Here is a 16,847-nt window from a genome sequence, read left to right as displayed (position 1 = left end):
GGTCTTGGTCATGAACACTGCTCCTTGGTGGGGATTATCCACCTTAAGTTAGTGTCCATGGGGATCGGGACAGACCATCGAGATGTTCTACAACCCGAAACGTCGGCATGGTTCCGCAAATGGGCTATCGCCGGTAGAGTTTGAGAAGCAATATTTCCAACGGCTCAAGAGTGTCTAGAGAAGCCGGGGCGATTCAATTTATGCAAGGCTGTACCAGCTTCGATCAAGACATGCGTTGGGCTCGAGTTTTAATCGCCAAACATTCTGCAGTTCGTGATTTGCGTCATGAAGTAAAGCATACCTGTGGTGAATATCACGGTGATGCTATGCCGAAATATATCGATGGTTGGAGGGCTCGGGTAAATTGGCGGCCAAGTGAAGTGAATATATGCACGCCGGAATATGAAGAGGAAACTTATCAGCGTCTATATCGTGAGTTGAAGCGTGATGGGTGGGAGCCGGGTGATGAGGAGCATGAGCGTTTGGCTTTGGATAGGGCCAGACGGGGCGGGGGTTAGTGCTGAATAAAGTTTATTGGGAAACAAAAAAGGCCATCATGAAGATGGCCTTTTGCATGCCGAATGTTGACGATTGGCTCAGCGATCCAGACCGCCTAGCAGCACGTATTTGATTTCCAGATAATCCTCAATGCCGTACTTGGAGCCTTCGCGTCCCAGGCCGGATTGCTTGACGCCGCCGAACGGCGCCGCCTCGTTGGACAGCAGGCCGCTGTTGACCGCGACCATGCCGTACTCCAGGCCTTCTGCGACGCGGAAGATGCGGCCGACGTCGCGGGCGTAGAAGTAGCTGGCCAGGCCGAATTCGGTGTCGTTGGCGAGGCGGATCGCCTCCTCTTCGGTCTTGAAGCGGAATAGCGGGGCCAGCGGGCCGAAGGTTTCCTCGCGGGCCACCTTCATGTCGCTGGTGACGTCGGCTATCAGCGTCGGCTCGAAGAAGGTGTGGCCGAGCGGGTGGCGCTTGCCGCCGGCGATCAGCTTGCCGCCCTTGGCCAGCGCGTCGGCGATGTGCTCTTCCACCTTGGCCACCGCGTTGTGGTCGATCAGCGGCCCCTGGCTGACGCCGGCCTCCAGGCCGTTGCCCACTTTCAAGGTGGCGACGGCGGCGGCGAACTTTTCGGCGAAGGCGTCGTAGACGCCGTCCTGCACGTAGATGCGGTTGGCGCAGACGCAGGTCTGGCCGGCGTTGCGGTATTTGGAGATCAGGGCGCCTTCCACCGCGGCGTCCAGGTCGGCGTCGTCGAATACGATGAAGGGCGCGTTGCCGCCCAGCTCCATCGATACCTTCTTCACCGTGCCCGCGCACTGGGCGATCAGCTTGCGGCCGACTTCGGTGGAGCCGGTGAAGGAGAACTTCTTCACCGCATCGCTGCCGGTCAGCACCGCGCCGATTTCGCTGGAGCCGCCGGTGATGACGGAGAACACGCCCGGCGGGATGCCTGCGCGCTCGGCCAATTCGGCCAGAGCCAGCGCCGACAGCGGCGTCTGGCTGGCCGGGCGGACCACCATGGTGCAGCCGGCGGCCAGGGCCGGCGCGGCCTTGCGGGTGATCATCGCGCTGGGGAAGTTCCACGGCGTGATGGCGGCGGTGACGCCTATCGGCTCCTTGGTCACCAGCACGCGGCGGTCGCCGGCCGGACCGGGCACGATGTCGCCGTAGACGCGCTTGGCTTCCTCGGCATACCACTCGATATAGCTGGCGCCGTAGGCGATCTCGCCCTTGGCCTCGGCCAGCGGCTTGCCTTGCTCGGTGGTCAGGATCACTGCCAGGTCTTGCTGATGGGCGATGATCAGGTCGAACCAGCGGCGCAGAATGGCTGCGCGTTCCTTGGCGCTCTTGGCCTTCCAGGCCGGGAAGGCGCGGGCGGCGGCGGCGACCGCGCGCTCGGCTTCGGCTGCGCCCATCTTCGGCACTTGGCCTACGGTTTCGCCGGTGGCCGGGTTTTGCACGGCGATGGACTGGCCGCTGTCGGCGTCCAGCCATTGGCCGTCCAGATAGCATTGCTGGCGCAGCAGCTTGGCGTCTTGCAGATTCAGCATTGGGGTGTTCCTTGTACAAACGAGCGGACGCGCCGTCAGGCGGGGCCGCTCGCATTGGGGAGTGTCAGTCGATCAGGCTTTCAGCGCCGCTTCCAGCTTGCCCAGCGCCTCGGCGAAGATGTTGTCTTCGATGGTCAGAGGGAACAGGAAGCGCACCACATTGGCGTAGACGCCGCAGGTCAGCAGGATCAGGCCGTTGGCCAAGGCGTGCTGCTGCACTTTCTTGGCGAAGTCGGGATCAGGCTGATGGCTGCCAGACTGGTTGAATTCGACGGCGATCATCGCGCCCAGGCCGCGAACTTCGGCGATGTGCGGCACGGCGGATTTGAGGCTGTTCAGCTTTTCCTTCAGCGAGTCGCCCAGGCGCTGGGCGCGCTCGTTCAGCTTCTCGCTCTCGATCACATCCAGCACCGCGTGCGCGGCCGCCAGCGCCAGCGGATTGCCGGCATAGGTGCCGCCCAGGCCGCCCGGCGCCGGCGCGTCCATCACTTCGGCGCGGCCGGTGACGGCGGACAGCGGAAAGCCGCCGGCCAGCGATTTGGCCATGGTGATCAGGTCCGGCACCGCGTCGAAATGCTCGCTGGCTAGCAGCTTGCCGGTGCGGGCGAAGCCGGTTTGCACCTCGTCGGCGATCAACAGGATGCCGTGGCGGTCGCACAGCGCGCGCAGCGCCTTCACCCATTCGGCCGGCGCGGCGTAGAAACCGCCTTCGCCCTGCACCGGCTCATAGATGATGGCGGCGACGCGCGCCGGGTCGATGTCGAACTTGAACAGTTTTTCCAGGCCGGCCAGCGAGTCCTGTACCGACACGCCGTGTAGCGCGTTCGGGTACGGCGCGTGGTAGACGTCGGAGGGGAAGGGGCCGAAGCCCAGCTTGTACGGCGCCACCTTGCCGGTCAGCGCCATGCCCATCAGCGTGCGGCCGTGGAAGGCGCCGCCGAAGGCGATCACGCCGGGGCGGCCGGTGGCGGCGCGGGCGATCTTCACCGCGTTTTCCACCGCTTCGGCGCCGGTGGTGAACAGGGCGGTCTTCTTGGCGTGGCTGCCCGGCGTCAGCTGGTTGAGCTTTTCCGCCAGGCTGATGTAGGACTCATAGGGCACCACCTGGTAGCAGGTGTGGCTGAAGCGGGACAGCTGCTCCGCCACCGCGGCTTCCACTTTCGGGTGCAGGTGGCCGGTGTTGAGCACGCCGATGCCGCCGGCGAAGTCGATGTAGCGACGGCCCTCGGTATCCCACACTTCCGCGTTCTTGGCGCGGTCGGCGAAGAAACTGCACATCACGCCGACGCCGCGCGGGGTGGCGTCGGATTTGCGTTGCATCAGTTGCTGCTGGCTCATGGAAATCTCCTCGGGGCCGGGCGATCGTGGCGCCGCCGCGGCGGGTCGATATGGCGTCGGGATGGCCGGCGCGTCAGCGGATCATTCTATGAGGGTGTTTAGCAAAAAGCTACAGATGCATTAAAAAATTAAACGCCTGTGGCGGAAGCGGCACAGGCGTTTCATCGGGAGGTGTTTGGGCTCAGCGCACGATCAGCTGGTTCACCTCGCCCAGCGTGTCCGGCTGCAACTGGCCGGCGGATTGGGCCAGCGCCAGGCGCGCGGTCAGATAGCTGTATTTGGCGTTGGCCAGCGTGGTGAGAGCGGTGTAGTAGGCCTGCTCGGCTTGCAGCAGGTCGATGCTGGTGCGGATGCCCACTTCCTTGCCCAGGCGGGTGGATTCCACCTTGCTCTTGGCCGATACCAGCAGCTGTTGCTGCGCGCGCACCAGCGCCGCGCCGTTGGTCACGCCCAGAAAGGCCTTGCGCACGTCCTCCTTCACCTGGCGGCGGGTGGACTCCAGCTGGTCGCGCGCGGCGTCGCGCAGGGCCACGGCTTCGCGCACCTGGGAGTTGATGCCGCCGCCGGCGAACAGGGGCAGGGTGACGGTGACGCCCACCTGGCTGCCGCGGGTATGCTGCGCGCTGGGCAGGGTGCCAGGCTGGTTGCTGATGTTGTCGCTGTAGCCGGCGGTGAGGTTGACCGTGGGCAGGTGGTTGCCGCGCTTCTCGGTGATGGTCTGCTCGGCCAGCTGCAGGTTCTGCTCGGCGCCCTTGATCTTCAGGCTGTTGCGCTGAGCCATGTCCACCCAGGCGTCAAGGCCGGCGGGCTTGGGCGGCACCAGCGGAAGTTGGTCGCGCACTGTCTGGATGCCGGCCGGCTCCAGACCGGTCAGGCGTTTCAGATTGTTCTGCGCCAGCTCCAGATTGTTGGCGTCGCTGATCTCCTGCGCCACCGCGCCGTCGTAGCCGGCTTGCGCCTCGTGGGTGTCGGTGATGGTGGCGGTGCCGACCTCGAACGCGGTCTTGGCCTGCTCCAGCAGGTTTTGATAGGTCTTCTTGCTGGCGCGGGTGGCGGCCAGGGTGTCCTGGGCGCGCAGCACGTCGAAATAGGCCTGGGAGATGTCCAGGATCAGCTGTTGCTCGGCGGCGTCGAAGGTGGTGTCGGCCAGTTCGGTGCCGATCTTGCCCTTCTTGTAGCCGGTGTACTTGCCTACGTCGAAAAGCGGCTGCTGCATATTGACGCTGTAGCCGTGGTTTTCGTAATGCATGTCGGAAACCGGCCGGCCATTGGCGTCTTGCGTCGTCTTGGGCTGCAGCGGGTTGTTGTAGTTGTAGTTGCCGCTGAGGCTGGCCTGCGGCAGCAACTGGCTGCGGCCCTGCACCGCCTTTTCCTGGCCGGCGTCGCGCTGGGCGCGGGCGGCGGCGAAGTCGGCGTTGTAGTCGCGGGCGGCCTGCCAGGCGCCGACCAGATCGAATGCCTGGACGGGCAGCGCGGCGCCTAACATCAGCAGGGTGGCGATGAGGGGGAGGCGGTGATTCTTCATTTGTGCTCTTGTTCTTGCGGTTGGGCGGAGAGCCGCTGTTCATTTCGTCCGACGCGGAACCATTGGGCGTACAGCGCCGGCAGGAACAGCAGGGTCAGCACGGTGGCGACCAGCAGCCCTCCCATGATGGCGACCGCCATCGGACCCCAGAACGTGCTGCGGGTCAATGGAATCATTGCCAAAATGGCGGCCAATGCCGTCAGCATTATGGGCCTAAAGCGGCGCACGGTGGAACCGACGATGGCCTCGAAGCGGTCTATGCCCTCGCGGATGTCGTGTTCGATCTGGTCCACCAGGATCACCGAGTTGCGCATGATCATGCCCGACAGCGCGATCACGCCCAGCATCGCGACGAAGCCGAAAGGCGCGCGGAACAAGATCAGCGTCAGGGTGACGCCTATCATGCCGAGCGGCGCGGTGAGCACCACCATCAGCGTGCGCTGGAAGCTTTGCAACTGCAGCATCAGGAGTGTCAGAACTACAACAATCATCAGAGGCGCGACCGCGGCGATCGCCTTTTGCGACTTGCCGCTGGATTCCAGCGTGCCGCCGACCTCGATGTGGTAGCCCAGCGGCAGTGTGCGCTCCAGCGCTTGCATCTGCGGCCACAGTTGGCCGGACACGTCCGCGCCCTGCACGCCGTCCATCACGTCGGCGCTGACGGTGATCGCCGGCAGGCGGTTGCGGCGCCAGATGATGCCTTCCTCCGGCTCGTAGCGGACGTGGCCGATCTGCGACACCGGCACGAAGCGGCCGCTGCCGGTCTGCACCATCAGATTGCCCAGGCCGGCGACGTTCTTCTGCTCGCCCGGATTGAGGCGGGCGACGATGGCGATGCTCTGGTCGCCCTCGCGGTAGGCGCTGACGCTTGAGCCGGAAATCAGCATCTGCAGCTGCTGCGACAGCTGTTGTGAGCTGAGGCCCAGCGCGCTGGCCTTGTCCTGGTCGATGTCTATCCGCAGCGCCTTGACCTGCTCGCCCCAGTTCTGGTTGACGTGCAGCGTCGACGGCTGCTTGCGCACCAGCGCCTCCACCTGGTCGGCGATCTTGCGCACCTGGCCGTGCTCCGGGCCCATCACGCGGAACTGGACCGGGTAGCCGACCGGCGGGCCGTTCTCCAGCCGGGTGACGCGGCCGCGCACCAGCGGGAAGTCGTTGTCGAAGATTTTCTCCAGCCGCTTCTTCACGTCTTCGCGCACGTGTTCGTCGCGGGTCATCACCATCAGCTGCGCGTAGTTGACGTGCTGCTGCTGCTGGTCCAGCGGCAGGTAGAAGCGCGGGCTGCCGCTGCCGACGTAGCTGGTGACGCTGACCACGTTGGCGTCGGCGCGGGCCAGCTTCTCCATCTTTTCCACCTGCTCCAGCGTGGCGTGGTAGCTGGCGCCGCGCGGCAGCCACATGTCCACCATCAGCTCCGGCCGGTTGGATGAAGGGAAGAACTGCTGGGCGACGAACAGCTTGAACGCCAGCAGCGACAAGATGAAGGCGCCCAGGGTGAAGGCGATCACGGTCTTGCGGTAGTCCAGGCACCAGGCCACCAGCGCGCGGAAGCGGCGGTAGAACGGCTTCTGGTAGACGTCGTGCTGCTCGCCGTGATGCGCGTGGGAGGGCAGCAGCTTGTAGCCCAGGTAGGGCGTGAACACCACGGCGACGATCCACGACAGCACCAGTGCGATGCCCACCACGGCGAACAGGCTGAACACGTACTCGCCGGCCATCGATTTGGCCAGGCCCACCGGCAGGAAGGTGGCGGCGGTGATCAGCGTGCCGGTCAGCATCGGGAAGGCGGTGCTGGTATAGGCGTAGGTGGCGGCCTGGAACTTGTTCCAGCCCTGTTCCAGCTTCAGCGCCATCATTTCCACCGCGATGATGGCGTCGTCCACCAACAGGCCCAGCGCGATGATCAGCGAGCCCAGCGAGATGCGCTGCAAGTCGATATTGAAGAAGTACATGGCGAGGAAGGTCATCGCCAGCACCAGCGGGATGGACAGCGCCACCACCACCCCGGTGCGCAGGCCCAGGCTGAAGAAGCTGACGGCGAGCACGATCACCACCGCCTCCACCAGCGAGCGCATGAACTCGCCCACCGCGTCGTGCACCACCTTGGGCTGGTCGGACACCGCGTGGATCTCCACGCCCAGCGGCAGCTTGCCTTTGATGCGGGCGATGGCCTGGTCCAGGTTGGCGCCCAGCTTCAGCACGTCGCCGCCGCTCTTCATGCTGATGGCCAGCGCCAGCACCGGCTTGCCGTTGAAGCGCACGCTGGTGGCCGGCGGGTCGATGTAGCCGCGGGAGACCGCGGCGATGTCGCCCAGCTTGAAGGTGCGGCCGCCCGCGCTGACCGGCGTCGCGGCCACGGCCGCCACCGAATCGTACTTGCCGGTGGGGCGTACCCAGATGCGGTCGCTGGCAGTTTCGAAGGTGCCGGCCGGCGTCATCGCGTTCTGCTGCTGCAGCGCCTGCCAGATGGCGCGGCTGTCGAGGCCCAGGCTGGCTAGCTTGGCGCTGGACAGGTCGACGTAGATGCGCTGGTCCTGCTTGCCCAGCATCTGCACCTTGGCCACGTCCGGCGTGCGCAGCAGTTCTTTCTTGGCCGCCTCCGCGTACTGGCGCAGCTCCTCGTAGCTGAAGCCGTCTCCGCTGAAGGCGTAGATGTTGCCGAAGGTATCGCCGAACTCGTCGTTGAAGAAAGGCCCCTGCACGCCGGACGGCAGCGTGTAGGCGATGTCGCCCAGCTTCTTGCGCACCTGGTACCACAGTTGCGGCACGTTCTTGGGCGGCACGTCCTCGCGCAGCGACACCACCATCAGGCTTTCGCCCGGTTTGGTGTAGCTCTGCACGTAGTCGATCTCGCCCATCTCCTGCAGCTTTTCCTCCAGCTTGTCTGTGACCTGCTGTTCCATTTCCAGCGTGGTGGCGCCGGGCCAGTTGGCCTGCACCAGCATCGCCTTGAAGGTGAATTCCGGATCCTCCTTCTGGCCCAGCTGGGTATAGGCCCAGCCGCCGGCCAGCATCAGCATGATCATCAGATAGCGCACCAGCGCCTGATGGCCCAGCGCCCATTCGGACAGATTGAGTTTCTTCATCGGCGCGTCCTCATTGTTCCAGCAGCTTGACGTGCTGGCCTTCGCGCAGCAGATGTACGCCGGCGGTGGCCACCTTGTCGCCCGGGCGGACGCCCGAGGCGATGACGGCGCCGCTGTCGTCTATCGACGCCACCGTCACCGGCTTGCGGCTGACGCGCAGGCTCTGGCCGTCTATCGTCCACACGTATTGCTTGCCCTGCAGGTCTAGCAGCGCGGTCAACGGCAGCTTGAGCTCGCCGCTGGCGCGGGCGGGCAGGGTGGCGGTGGCGGTCATGCCCAGTTGCAGCGCGTGGCTGTCGCCGGCCAGCGCGATCCGCGCCGGATAAGTGCGGGTGGCTGGATCGGCGTCGGCGGCCAGCTCGCGCAGCTTGCCCTCCAGCGGCGCGCCGCCCTTCCACAGCGTCACGCGGAATGCGCCGGCCCGGCGCACCGCCTCCAGCGCGTTTTCCGGCACCTGGATGGCGATTTCGCGCGCGCCGTCCTGCGACAGCCGGGCCACCGGCTGGCCGGCGGCCACCACCAGGCCGGGCTCGGCCTGCATCTGGCTGACCACGCCGTCGGCGTCGGCCGTCAGGGTCGCGTAGCCGGTCTGGTTGCGGCTGGCGGACAGCGCGGCGCGCGCCTGGCTGACCTTGGCCTGGGCGGCGTTGACGCCGTTCTGCTGTCCGTCTACCTGGGCCTGGCTGATGAACTGCTTGGCCAGCAGCTCGCGGTAGCGCTTCAGGTTGAGCTGCTGCTGGGCGAGATCGGATTCGGCAGCCGCCAGCTGCGCCTGCTTGGCCGCCAGGTCCAGCTGGTAGTCGCTGGGATCCAGCTGCGCGAGCGGCTGGCCCTTCTTCACGCGTTCGCCGCTGTTGACCAGCTTGGCGACCACCTTGCCGGCCACGCGGAAGGCGAGCTGGGTTTCGTGGCGGGCGCGGATTTCGCCGGCGTAGCTGTCGCCGCCGATTTCAGCGTTGCCGCCGGCTGTCATGTATCGCACCGGACGGATGTCTTCCGGCGCGGCCGCCTGGTCCTTGCAGGCGGACAGGCCCAGCGCGGCGATGAGCGGCAGGGCGAGGGGGAGGATGGATTTCATGTGCGGGCGTCCTGGGGCGCGGGCTGGTGCATGCCTTGCAGCGTCAGCCGCAGCGAGGTCTTGAGGAATTCGAGCGGATTGTCCTTTAGGGTGTCGCAACAGCCGGGCACCAGGGCGAAGGAGTGGCTGAGGATCATGGTCATCATCATCGGCGCGGTCAGCGCGTCGATCGCGTAGTCGAGGTGGACCGGGCGGAACTCGCCGCTGTCCATGCCGCGCTGGATGATGTGGCCGAGCAGCTGGCGCGCCGGCAGGATGGCTTCGTCGTAATAGAAGCGGGTCAGATCCGGGAAGTTGGTGGCCTCGGCCGCCATCAGCTTGCACAGGCCGGCGGCGCGGGTGGAGCCGATGTGGGTCCACCAGTCCTCCAGCGCCAGGAACAGCAGCTCGCTGCTGCCTATGCCGTGCAGCTGGGCCAGCTGCGCGCTCATCGCGTGGACGCGGGCGACGATGGTTTCGCGCACCACCGCCTTGAAGATCTCTTCTTTGTTCTGGAAATACAGATACGGCGTGCCTTTGGTGACGCCGGCGGCGCGGGCGATGTCTTCCATCTTGGTGGCGAGATAGCCTTTTTCGACGAACAGCGTCAGCGCTGCGTCCAGGATCTCGCTGGGCCTGGCGTCCTTCTTGCGCTGCCAGCGGCTGGAGCCGGTTTCTCCCATGTCGGTCTTTCTGAATGCTTGTTCAGTAATGTCGGCACTGTAGGCCTTTTGGTCAGGAGCGGGCAATTAATAAATCACAGTTCAGCAATTGGCGTGATTAAAATGCAACACCGTAATCCGAAATCGCCGGCCAGCCGTTAAGAGGGCGAAAGCGATCCGCTAGCAAGGAGAAATGAAGTGGCAACAGACGCAGCCGAGAAGGCGAACATCCTGGCCGAGGCCCTGCCTTACATCCGCCAGTTCGCCGGCAAGACCATCGTGATCAAGTACGGCGGCAACGCGATGACAGACGAAGCGTTGAAGGAAGGCTTCGCCAAGGACGTGGTGCTGCTGAAGCTGGTGGGGATGAATCCGGTGGTGGTGCACGGCGGTGGCCCGCAGATCAACGACTTGCTGGCGCGGGTCGGCAAGCAGGGGGAGTTCGTCCAGGGCATGCGCGTCACCGACGCCGAAACCATGGAAGTGGTGGAAATGGTGCTGGGCGGCCTGGTGAACAAGGAGATCGTGTCGCTGATCAACAAGCACGGCGGCAAGGCGGTGGGCCTGACCGGCAAGGACGGCCACTTCATCCGCGCCCGCAAGCTGTTCCTGAAGACTGACGGCGACGAGGCGGTGGACATCGGCCAGGTCGGCGAGATCGAATCCATCGACCCGTCGCTGGTGTCGCTGCTGGACAGCCAGGACTTTATTCCGGTGGTGGCGCCGATCGGCGTCGGCGTCGACGGCGAGGCCTACAACATCAACGCCGACCTGGTGGCCGGCAAGCTGGCCGAGACGCTGAAGGCGGAAAAGCTGGTGCTGATGACCAATACCCCGGGCGTGCTGGACAAGCAGGGCCAGTTGCTGACCGGACTGACCGCGCAGCGCATCGACGAGCTGTTCGCCGACGGCACCATCTCCGGCGGCATGCTGCCCAAGATCAGTTCGGCGCTGGACGCCGCCAAGAACGGCGTGCAGGCGGTCCACATCATCGATGGCCGCGTCAAGCACGCGCTGTTGCTGGAAATCCTCACCGCGGCCGGCGTCGGCACCATGATCCGCGCCTGAGGCCGGCTGTCCGGGAGGCGTGGAGCCGGCGGCGGCTGTGGTCTATAGTTATGGCATGCCGCGCGCGTAGCCGCGGCGGCTCACAAGGGGAGGCAGCATGCAGACCGTGAAGCAATTTCTGGAGAGCAAGCCCAACCGGGCCCTGGTATACGTGACGCCGGACAGTACCGTGTTCCAAGCGCTGCAGGTGATGGCGGAAAACGACATCGGCGCGGTGCTGGTGATGGAGTCCGGCGACATCGTCGGCATCTTTTCCGAACGCGACTACGCCCGCCGCATCGTGCTGCAGGGGCGGACCTCGGCCGGGACCAAGGTGCGCGACATCATGACCAGCCGCGTGGTGTACGTGACGCCCCAGCAGACGCTGGACGAGTGCCGGGCGCTGATGACCGAGAAGCGCATCCGCCATCTGCCGGTGATGGAGGATCAGACCGTGCTGGGCATCCTGTCCATCGGCGATCTGGTGCGGGCGACCATAGAAGAGCAGGAGCAGGTGATCAACCACCTGGTCCATTACATCCAGTCCGCCTGATTCCACTACGCAATCCAGCCGACGGCCCGCCGAGAAGCGGGCCGTTGTCGTTGGCGCGCTCAGGCGGGCATCGGCGCGATGCGCTGGCGCAGCGCGCGCAAGGCCGGCGCCACGCGCTCGCGCATCGCCGGCTCGTCGAAGGCGAAGGCCGGGCCGCTGGCATTGAGCGCCATCGCCGGTTGGCCGGGCAGCAGCGCCGGCAGATGGATGCCCACCGCCATCACGTCGGGCTCGTATTCGCCGAAGGACGCGGTGTAGCCGTGGACGCCGTAGTCGGCGCAGGCCTGCAGCAGCCGCGAGTGCAGCGCCGGCCAGTCGCCGCGGTAGCGCTCGGCCAGGAGCGGCAGCAGCGCCTCGCGCTCCTGCGGCGGCAGGCCGGCGAAGTAGGCGCGGCCGATCGCCGTGGTGGCCAGCGGCACCCGAGAGCCGGTGGACAGCTGCACCGACACCCGGGCCTGGCTGCGGCAGGTTTCCAGATACACCATGTCGCTGCCGTCGCGCAGCGCCAGGCTGACCGACACATTGTTGGCCAGCGCGAACTCGCGCATCAGCGGCGCGGCCGCCGCGCGCGCGTCGTAGCCGGCCAGCGCCGCCGATCCCAGCGCCAGCAGCGCCAGCCCCAGCTTGTATTGGCCGCCTTCCCCTTCCTGTTGCAGATAGCCCAGCTTAGTCAGGGTGTAGCTCAGTCTCGACACGGTGGACTTGGGCAGCCCGGTGCGGCGCGCCAGTTCCTGGTTGGACAGCGCGCCCTCGCCGGGGCGGAACGCCGCCAGCACCTCCAGGCCGCGCGCCAGCGCGGTGACGAATTGGCGGTCTTCTTCCTGTTGCATCCTGTTCCCCATTGCGGCAAAGAATTTGCCGCATGACAGGTAAATCGCTTTACAAGCGCGCGGCAGAGTGTTTAGTCTATTCTGCATGGTGAAATCTAATTCCGCAATGCGGAACTAAGTGGGAGAAAGCAGATGGCAGCATCCACGCAGCGCGCCTCGTTCGCTTGGGAAGATCCCTTGCTGTTGCAGAACCAGTTGACCGATGAGGAGCGGCTGGTGCAGCAGAGCGCGCACGAGTATTGCCAGGAGCGGCTGCTGCCGCGGGTGCTGACCGCCAACCGCGAAGAGCGCTTCGATCGCGAAATCATCAACGAGATGGGCGAGCTGGGCTTCCTCGGCTGCACGATAGAAGGCTACGGCTGCGCCGGCCTGTCGCATGTCGCCTACGGCCTGGTGGCGCGCGAGGTGGAGCGGGTGGATTCCGGCTACCGCTCGGCGATGAGCGTGCAGTCGTCCTTGGTGATGCACCCGATCTGGGCCTACGGCTCCGACGCGCAGAAGGACAAGTATCTGCCCAAGCTCGCCAGCGGCGAATGGCTGGGCTGTTTCGGCCTGACCGAGCCGGATTCCGGCTCCGACCCCGCCAGCATGAAGGCCCGCGCCCGCAAGGTGGATGGCGGCTATCTGCTGTCCGGCAGCAAGATGTGGATCACCAACAGCCCGGCCGCCGACGTGTTCGTGGTCTGGGCCAAGGATGACGACGACGAGATTCGCGGCTTCATCCTGGAGAAGGGCATGAAGGGCCTGTCCGCTCCGGCTATCCACGGCAAGTTTTCCCTGCGCGCGTCCATCACCGGCGAAATCGTGATGGACGACGTGCTGGTGGCGGACGAGCAGCAGCTGCCCGGCGTCAAGGGACTGAAGGGACCGTTCGGCTGCCTGAACAAGGCGCGCTACGGCATCGCCTGGGGCGCGATGGGCGCAGCGGAGTTCTGCTGGCACGCCGCCCGCCAGTACACGCTGGACCGCCGGCAGTTCGGCCGGCCGCTGGCAGCCAACCAGCTGATCCAGCTGAAGCTGGCGAATATGCAGACCGAGATCGCGCTGGGCCTGCAGGCCGCGCTGCAGGTGGGCAGGCTGATGGACGAAGGCCGCGCCGCGCCGGAAATGATCTCGCTGATCAAGCGCAACAACTGCGGCAAGGCGCTGGATATCGCCCGCGTTGCCCGCGACATGCATGGCGGCAACGGCATCAGCGACGAATTCCATGTGATCCGCCATGTGATGAATCTGGAGGCGGTCAACACTTACGAGGGCACGCATGACGTGCATGCCCTGATTCTGGGCCGAGCCCAGACCGGTATTCAGGCATTTGCCTGATAAGCCGGTGCGGCCGGAGGGCCGGCCGCGCCGTTGATTCCTGTCTGTCCTTTGTTGGCCCGGCCTCGCCGGGCCACTTTTTTTGCCGGAACGCATTGCGAGCCGGATAAGGGACGGTGTCTGGAATATCAGCGATTGCTACACTGAAAGCGCCGTGCGGCGGCGAGCGCCGCGAACGGGCGGCATCATCGACATCCGAGCGGGGGAGGGAAGCGCGATGGCAGGAGCGTTGTCGGGTATCAAGGTGGTGGATCTGAGCCGGGTGCTGGCGGGGCCGTGGGCGAGCCAGCTGTTGGCCGATCTGGGCGCGGAAGTGATCAAGATAGAGAAGCCGGGCAGCGGCGACGACACCCGGCAATGGGCGCCGCCCAGCCTGCCGGACGGCAAGGCCGCCTATTTCCTGTGCACCAACCGCGGCAAGCGCTCGCTGACGGTGGACATCTCCCAGCCGGCCGGCCAGGATATCGTGCGCAAGCTGGTGGCCGACGCCGACGTGGTGCTGGAGAACTACAAGGTGGGCGGGCTGAAGAAGTACCGGCTGGATTACGACAGCCTGAAGACCGTCAATCCCAAGCTGGTGTACTGCTCGATCACCGGTTTCGGCCAGACCGGTCCTTACGCCAGCCTGGCCGGCTACGACTACATCGTGCAGGGCATGTCCGGCCTGATGAGCATCACCGGCCCGGCCGACGGCGAGCCGCACAAGGTGGGCGTGGCGGTGTCGGACCTGTTCACCGGCCTGTACGCCGCCAACGCGGTGCAGGCGGCGCTGATCGCCCGCGAGCGCAGCGGCGCCGGCCAGCACATCGACATGGCCTTGTTCGACTGCTCGCTGGCGATGCTGGCCAATGTCGCCTCCAACTGGCTGGTCGGGCATAATGTGCCGCCTCGGCTGGGCAACGCCCACGCCAACATCGTGCCCTACCAGGTGTTCGCCGCCTCCGACGGCCACTTCATCCTGGCCTGCGGCAACGACAAGCAGTTCGCCGAAGTCTGCCGGCTGGTCGGCCAGGCGCAGTGGGCGCGCGATCCGCGCTACGCGACCAATCCGCAGCGCGTGGCCCATCGCGTGCAACTGGTGCCGTTGTTGGCTCAGGCCTTCCGCCACCATGGACGCGACTACTGGCTGTCGGCGCTGGACAAGGCCGGCGTGCCCTGCGGCCCGATCAACAACGTGGCCGAGGCATTCGCCGACCCGCAGGCGCAGGCGCGGGAAATGGAACTGGAAATGCGCGACGCCGCCGGACAGCAAGTGCCGCTGGTAGGGTGTCCGATCAAACTTTCCGGCACGCCGGTCGAGTACAATCTAGCCCCTCCCGCTCTGGGAGAACATACTGAGCAGATCTTGCGCGCGCTGGGTTATGTGGATTCGGACATTGTCGCATTGCGCAACAATGGCACCGTTTAAACGCTTGTTTGATTTTGACGACGTGACATCTTCATAGCATGATGTCCGGAAAATCAAACCCGTCCCAGCGGGCGCAAAGGAGAAACGGTGCAACGCGAATACATGGAATACGACGTGGTGATCGTCGGCGGCGGCCCTTCCGGCCTGTCCGCGGCGATCCGTCTGAAACAACTGGCGGCCGAGCAGGGCCGCGACATCAGCGTCTGTCTGCTGGAGAAGGGTTCCGAGATCGGCGCCCACATCCTGTCCGGCGCGGTGATCGAAACCGGCGCGCTGGCCGAACTGCTGCCCAACTGGAAGGAACTGGACGCGCCGCTGAACACGCCGGCGCTGTCGGACCGTTTCCTCTACCTGACCGAGACCGAGTCCATCCAGCTGCCCACCCCGCCGCAGATGCACAACAAGGGCAACTACATCGTCAGCCTGGGCAACTTCTGCCGCTGGCTGGGCCAGCAGGCCGAGAGCCTGGGCGTGGAGATCTACCCGGGCTTCGCCGCCGCCGAAGTGCTGTACCACGCGGACGGCTCGGTCAAGGGCGTGGCCACCGGCAATGTCGGTACCGGCAAGAACGGCGACCAGGAAGGCGAGCCGGGCATGGAGCTGTGGGCCAAGCAGACCATCTTCGCCGAAGGCTGTAGAGGCTCGCTGACCAAGGGGCTGTTGTCGCGCTTCCGTCTGACCGACGGAGCCGATCCGCAGACTTTCGGCATCGGCATCAAGGAATTGTGGGAAGTGAAGCCGGAAAACCACCAGCCCGGCCACATCACCCACACCGTCGGCTGGCCGATGGATACCGCCACCTACGGCGGCTCCTTCCTCTACCATCTGGAAGACAATCTGGTGGCGGTCGGCTTCGTCGTCGGCCTGGATTACCAGAATCCCTATCTGTCGCCGTTCGAGGAGTTCCAGCGCTTCAAGACTCATCCGGCGATCAAGAAGACCTTCGAAGGCGGCCGCCGCGTGTCCTACGGCGCGCGAGCGCTGACCGAGGGCGGCCTGCAGAGCCTGCCCAAGCTGACCTTCCCCGGCGGCGTGCTGGTCGGCGACACCGCCGGCTTCCTCAATGTGCCCAAGATCAAGGGCACCCACACCGCGATGAAGTCGGCGATGCTGGCGGCGGAGGCGGTGTTCGAGTTGCTGGGCGACGACGCGCAGGCGCAGGGCGGCGAGGCCAAGGCCTACTCGGCCAAGTTCCAGAAGAGCTGGGTCCGCGACGAGTTGCACAAGGTGCGCAATATCCGCCCGTCGTTCCGCTGGGGCCTGTGGCCGGCGATGATCTACTCGGCTCTGGACACCTTCCTGTTCCGCGGCCGCGCGCCGTGGACGCTGCATCACAAGCACGCCGACAACGAGGCGCTGCGCCCGGCCTACGAATTCAGCCCGATCGCCTATCCCAAGCCGGACGGCGTGCTGACCTTCGACCGCCTGTCGTCGGTGTTCATCTCCAACGCCAATCACAGCGAAGACCAGCCGGCGCACTTGACGCTGAAGGACGCGTCGGTGCCGATCGCGGTCAACCTGGCCAAGTACGACGCCCCAGAACAGCGCTACTGCCCGGCCGGCGTGTACGAGATTGTCGGTCAGGACGAAGGCGCGCCGCGGCTGCAGATCAACGCGCAGAACTGCGTGCACTGCAAGACTTGCGACATCAAGGACCCGACCCAGAACATCAACTGGGTGACGCCGGAAGGCGGCGGCGGGCCGAACTACCCGAACATGTGATCGGGCGTTTGATGCCGCCAGGGGCCGGGTTTTCCGTCGGGAAACCCGGCTTTTTGTTTTGATCGCCGCCAAGTCTTGCGAAACAACGGCTTGACGGCGGCGGCCATCGTTGGCAGCATGGACGGCATGCTAGAAAAAACCGTGTTTTTCGCCCACGCCTATTATTGGTACCGCCCCTCCCGGCGGCGCCAGGGATAGGCTCGGCAGCGAGATACGCGAAGCCGTCGAGCAGATTACCGACC

12 protein-coding genes are annotated in these 16,847 nt (G+C 65.4%); 5 read left to right on the top strand and 7 right to left on the bottom strand.

Features of this window, described 5'->3' with window-relative positions; translation table 11 throughout:
- Positions 1-596 precede the first annotated feature (596 nt).
- From gabD to VA599_RS04745, 6 genes are all read right to left on the bottom strand, one after another.
- Positions 597-2,057: an NADP-dependent succinate-semialdehyde dehydrogenase gene (gene gabD / locus VA599_RS04770; RefSeq protein ID WP_346787800.1), complete on the bottom strand. Its 1,461-nt coding sequence runs from the start codon at positions 2,055-2,057 to the stop codon at positions 597-599.
- A gap of 72 nt (positions 2,058-2,129) precedes the next feature.
- Positions 2,130-3,395 (bottom strand): 4-aminobutyrate--2-oxoglutarate transaminase, encoded by a 1,266-nt coding sequence (gabT, locus tag VA599_RS04765; RefSeq protein ID WP_346787799.1) that lies wholly within the window; start codon positions 3,393-3,395, stop codon positions 2,130-2,132.
- A gap of 181 nt (positions 3,396-3,576) precedes the next feature.
- Positions 3,577-4,920, bottom strand: coding sequence for a TolC family outer membrane protein (locus VA599_RS04760; RefSeq protein ID WP_346787798.1), 1,344 nt, complete (start codon positions 4,918-4,920; stop codon positions 3,577-3,579).
- The gene (locus VA599_RS04755; RefSeq protein WP_346787797.1) at positions 4,917-8,006 is read right to left on the bottom strand and encodes an efflux RND transporter permease subunit; all 3,090 of its coding nucleotides are present in this window, start codon (positions 8,004-8,006) and stop codon (positions 4,917-4,919) included. Before VA599_RS04755 ends, VA599_RS04760 begins: the two co-directional genes overlap by 4 nt.
- Before the next feature lie 10 nt (positions 8,007-8,016).
- Positions 8,017-9,084, bottom strand: coding sequence for an efflux RND transporter periplasmic adaptor subunit (locus tag VA599_RS04750; RefSeq protein ID WP_346787796.1), 1,068 nt, complete (start codon positions 9,082-9,084; stop codon positions 8,017-8,019).
- On the bottom strand, positions 9,081-9,746 hold the full coding sequence (locus VA599_RS04745; RefSeq protein ID WP_021474921.1) for a TetR/AcrR family transcriptional regulator: 666 nt from the start codon (positions 9,744-9,746) through the stop codon (positions 9,081-9,083). Before VA599_RS04745 ends, VA599_RS04750 begins: the two co-directional genes overlap by 4 nt.
- Before the next feature lie 177 nt (positions 9,747-9,923).
- On the opposite strand from VA599_RS04745, the gene argB reads away from it, so the two are divergent.
- Entirely contained in the window at positions 9,924-10,793 is an 870-nt protein-coding gene (gene argB, locus VA599_RS04740) for an acetylglutamate kinase (protein ID WP_021474920.1), read from the top strand.
- A gap of 97 nt (positions 10,794-10,890) precedes the next feature.
- Entirely contained in the window at positions 10,891-11,325 is a 435-nt protein-coding gene (locus VA599_RS04735) for a CBS domain-containing protein (protein ID WP_021474919.1), read from the top strand.
- Between the two features lie 59 nt (positions 11,326-11,384).
- Here VA599_RS04735 and VA599_RS04730 read toward each other — a convergent pair whose 3' ends face one another.
- Positions 11,385-12,155, bottom strand: coding sequence for an IclR family transcriptional regulator (locus tag VA599_RS04730; RefSeq protein WP_346787795.1), 771 nt, complete (start codon positions 12,153-12,155; stop codon positions 11,385-11,387).
- Positions 12,156-12,287: 132 nt separating this feature from the next.
- Between VA599_RS04730 and VA599_RS04725 the strand changes: the two genes are divergently transcribed.
- From VA599_RS04725 to VA599_RS04715, 3 genes are all read left to right on the top strand, one after another.
- Complete coding sequence (locus VA599_RS04725; protein WP_346787794.1) at positions 12,288-13,475, top strand: acyl-CoA dehydrogenase; 1,188 nt, start codon at positions 12,288-12,290, stop codon at positions 13,473-13,475.
- Between the two features lie 217 nt (positions 13,476-13,692).
- A complete protein-coding gene (locus VA599_RS04720) occupies positions 13,693-14,883 on the top strand; it encodes a CaiB/BaiF CoA transferase family protein (protein ID WP_021475080.1) in 1,191 nt (396 codons plus the stop codon).
- A 102-nt stretch (positions 14,884-14,985) separates the two neighbouring features.
- Positions 14,986-16,605 (top strand): electron transfer flavoprotein-ubiquinone oxidoreductase, encoded by a 1,620-nt coding sequence (locus VA599_RS04715; protein ID WP_031295318.1) that lies wholly within the window; start codon positions 14,986-14,988, stop codon positions 16,603-16,605.
- The last annotated feature ends 242 nt before the right edge of the window (positions 16,606-16,847 follow it).

Source organism: Chromobacterium indicum, from assembly GCF_039708975.1.
Lineage (GTDB): Bacteria > Pseudomonadota > Gammaproteobacteria > Burkholderiales > Chromobacteriaceae > Chromobacterium > Chromobacterium piscinae.
The sequence above is the reverse complement of the archived record's forward strand: the minus strand, read 5'-3'. Positions and strand labels throughout refer to the sequence as shown.

Coding starts and splice junctions, on each gene's coding strand:
- VA599_RS04755 (WP_346787797.1), bottom strand. CDS start 8,006: ATGAAGAAACTCAATCTGTCCGAATGGGCGCTGGGCCATCAGGCGCTG.
- gabD (WP_346787800.1), bottom strand. CDS start 2,057: ATGCTGAATCTGCAAGACGCCAAGCTGCTGCGCCAGCAATGCTATCTG.
- VA599_RS04715 (WP_031295318.1), top strand. CDS start 14,986: ATGGAATACGACGTGGTGATCGTCGGCGGCGGCCCTTCCGGCCTGTCC.
- VA599_RS04720 (WP_021475080.1), top strand. CDS start 13,693: ATGGCAGGAGCGTTGTCGGGTATCAAGGTGGTGGATCTGAGCCGGGTG.
- VA599_RS04760 (WP_346787798.1), bottom strand. CDS start 4,920: ATGAAGAATCACCGCCTCCCCCTCATCGCCACCCTGCTGATGTTAGGC.
- VA599_RS04730 (WP_346787795.1), bottom strand. CDS start 12,155: ATGCAACAGGAAGAAGACCGCCAATTCGTCACCGCGCTGGCGCGCGGC.
- VA599_RS04750 (WP_346787796.1), bottom strand. CDS start 9,084: ATGAAATCCATCCTCCCCCTCGCCCTGCCGCTCATCGCCGCGCTGGGC.
- VA599_RS04745 (WP_021474921.1), bottom strand. CDS start 9,746: ATGGGAGAAACCGGCTCCAGCCGCTGGCAGCGCAAGAAGGACGCCAGG.
- VA599_RS04735 (WP_021474919.1), top strand. CDS start 10,891: ATGCAGACCGTGAAGCAATTTCTGGAGAGCAAGCCCAACCGGGCCCTG.
- VA599_RS04725 (WP_346787794.1), top strand. CDS start 12,288: ATGGCAGCATCCACGCAGCGCGCCTCGTTCGCTTGGGAAGATCCCTTG.
- gabT (WP_346787799.1), bottom strand. CDS start 3,395: ATGAGCCAGCAGCAACTGATGCAACGCAAATCCGACGCCACCCCGCGC.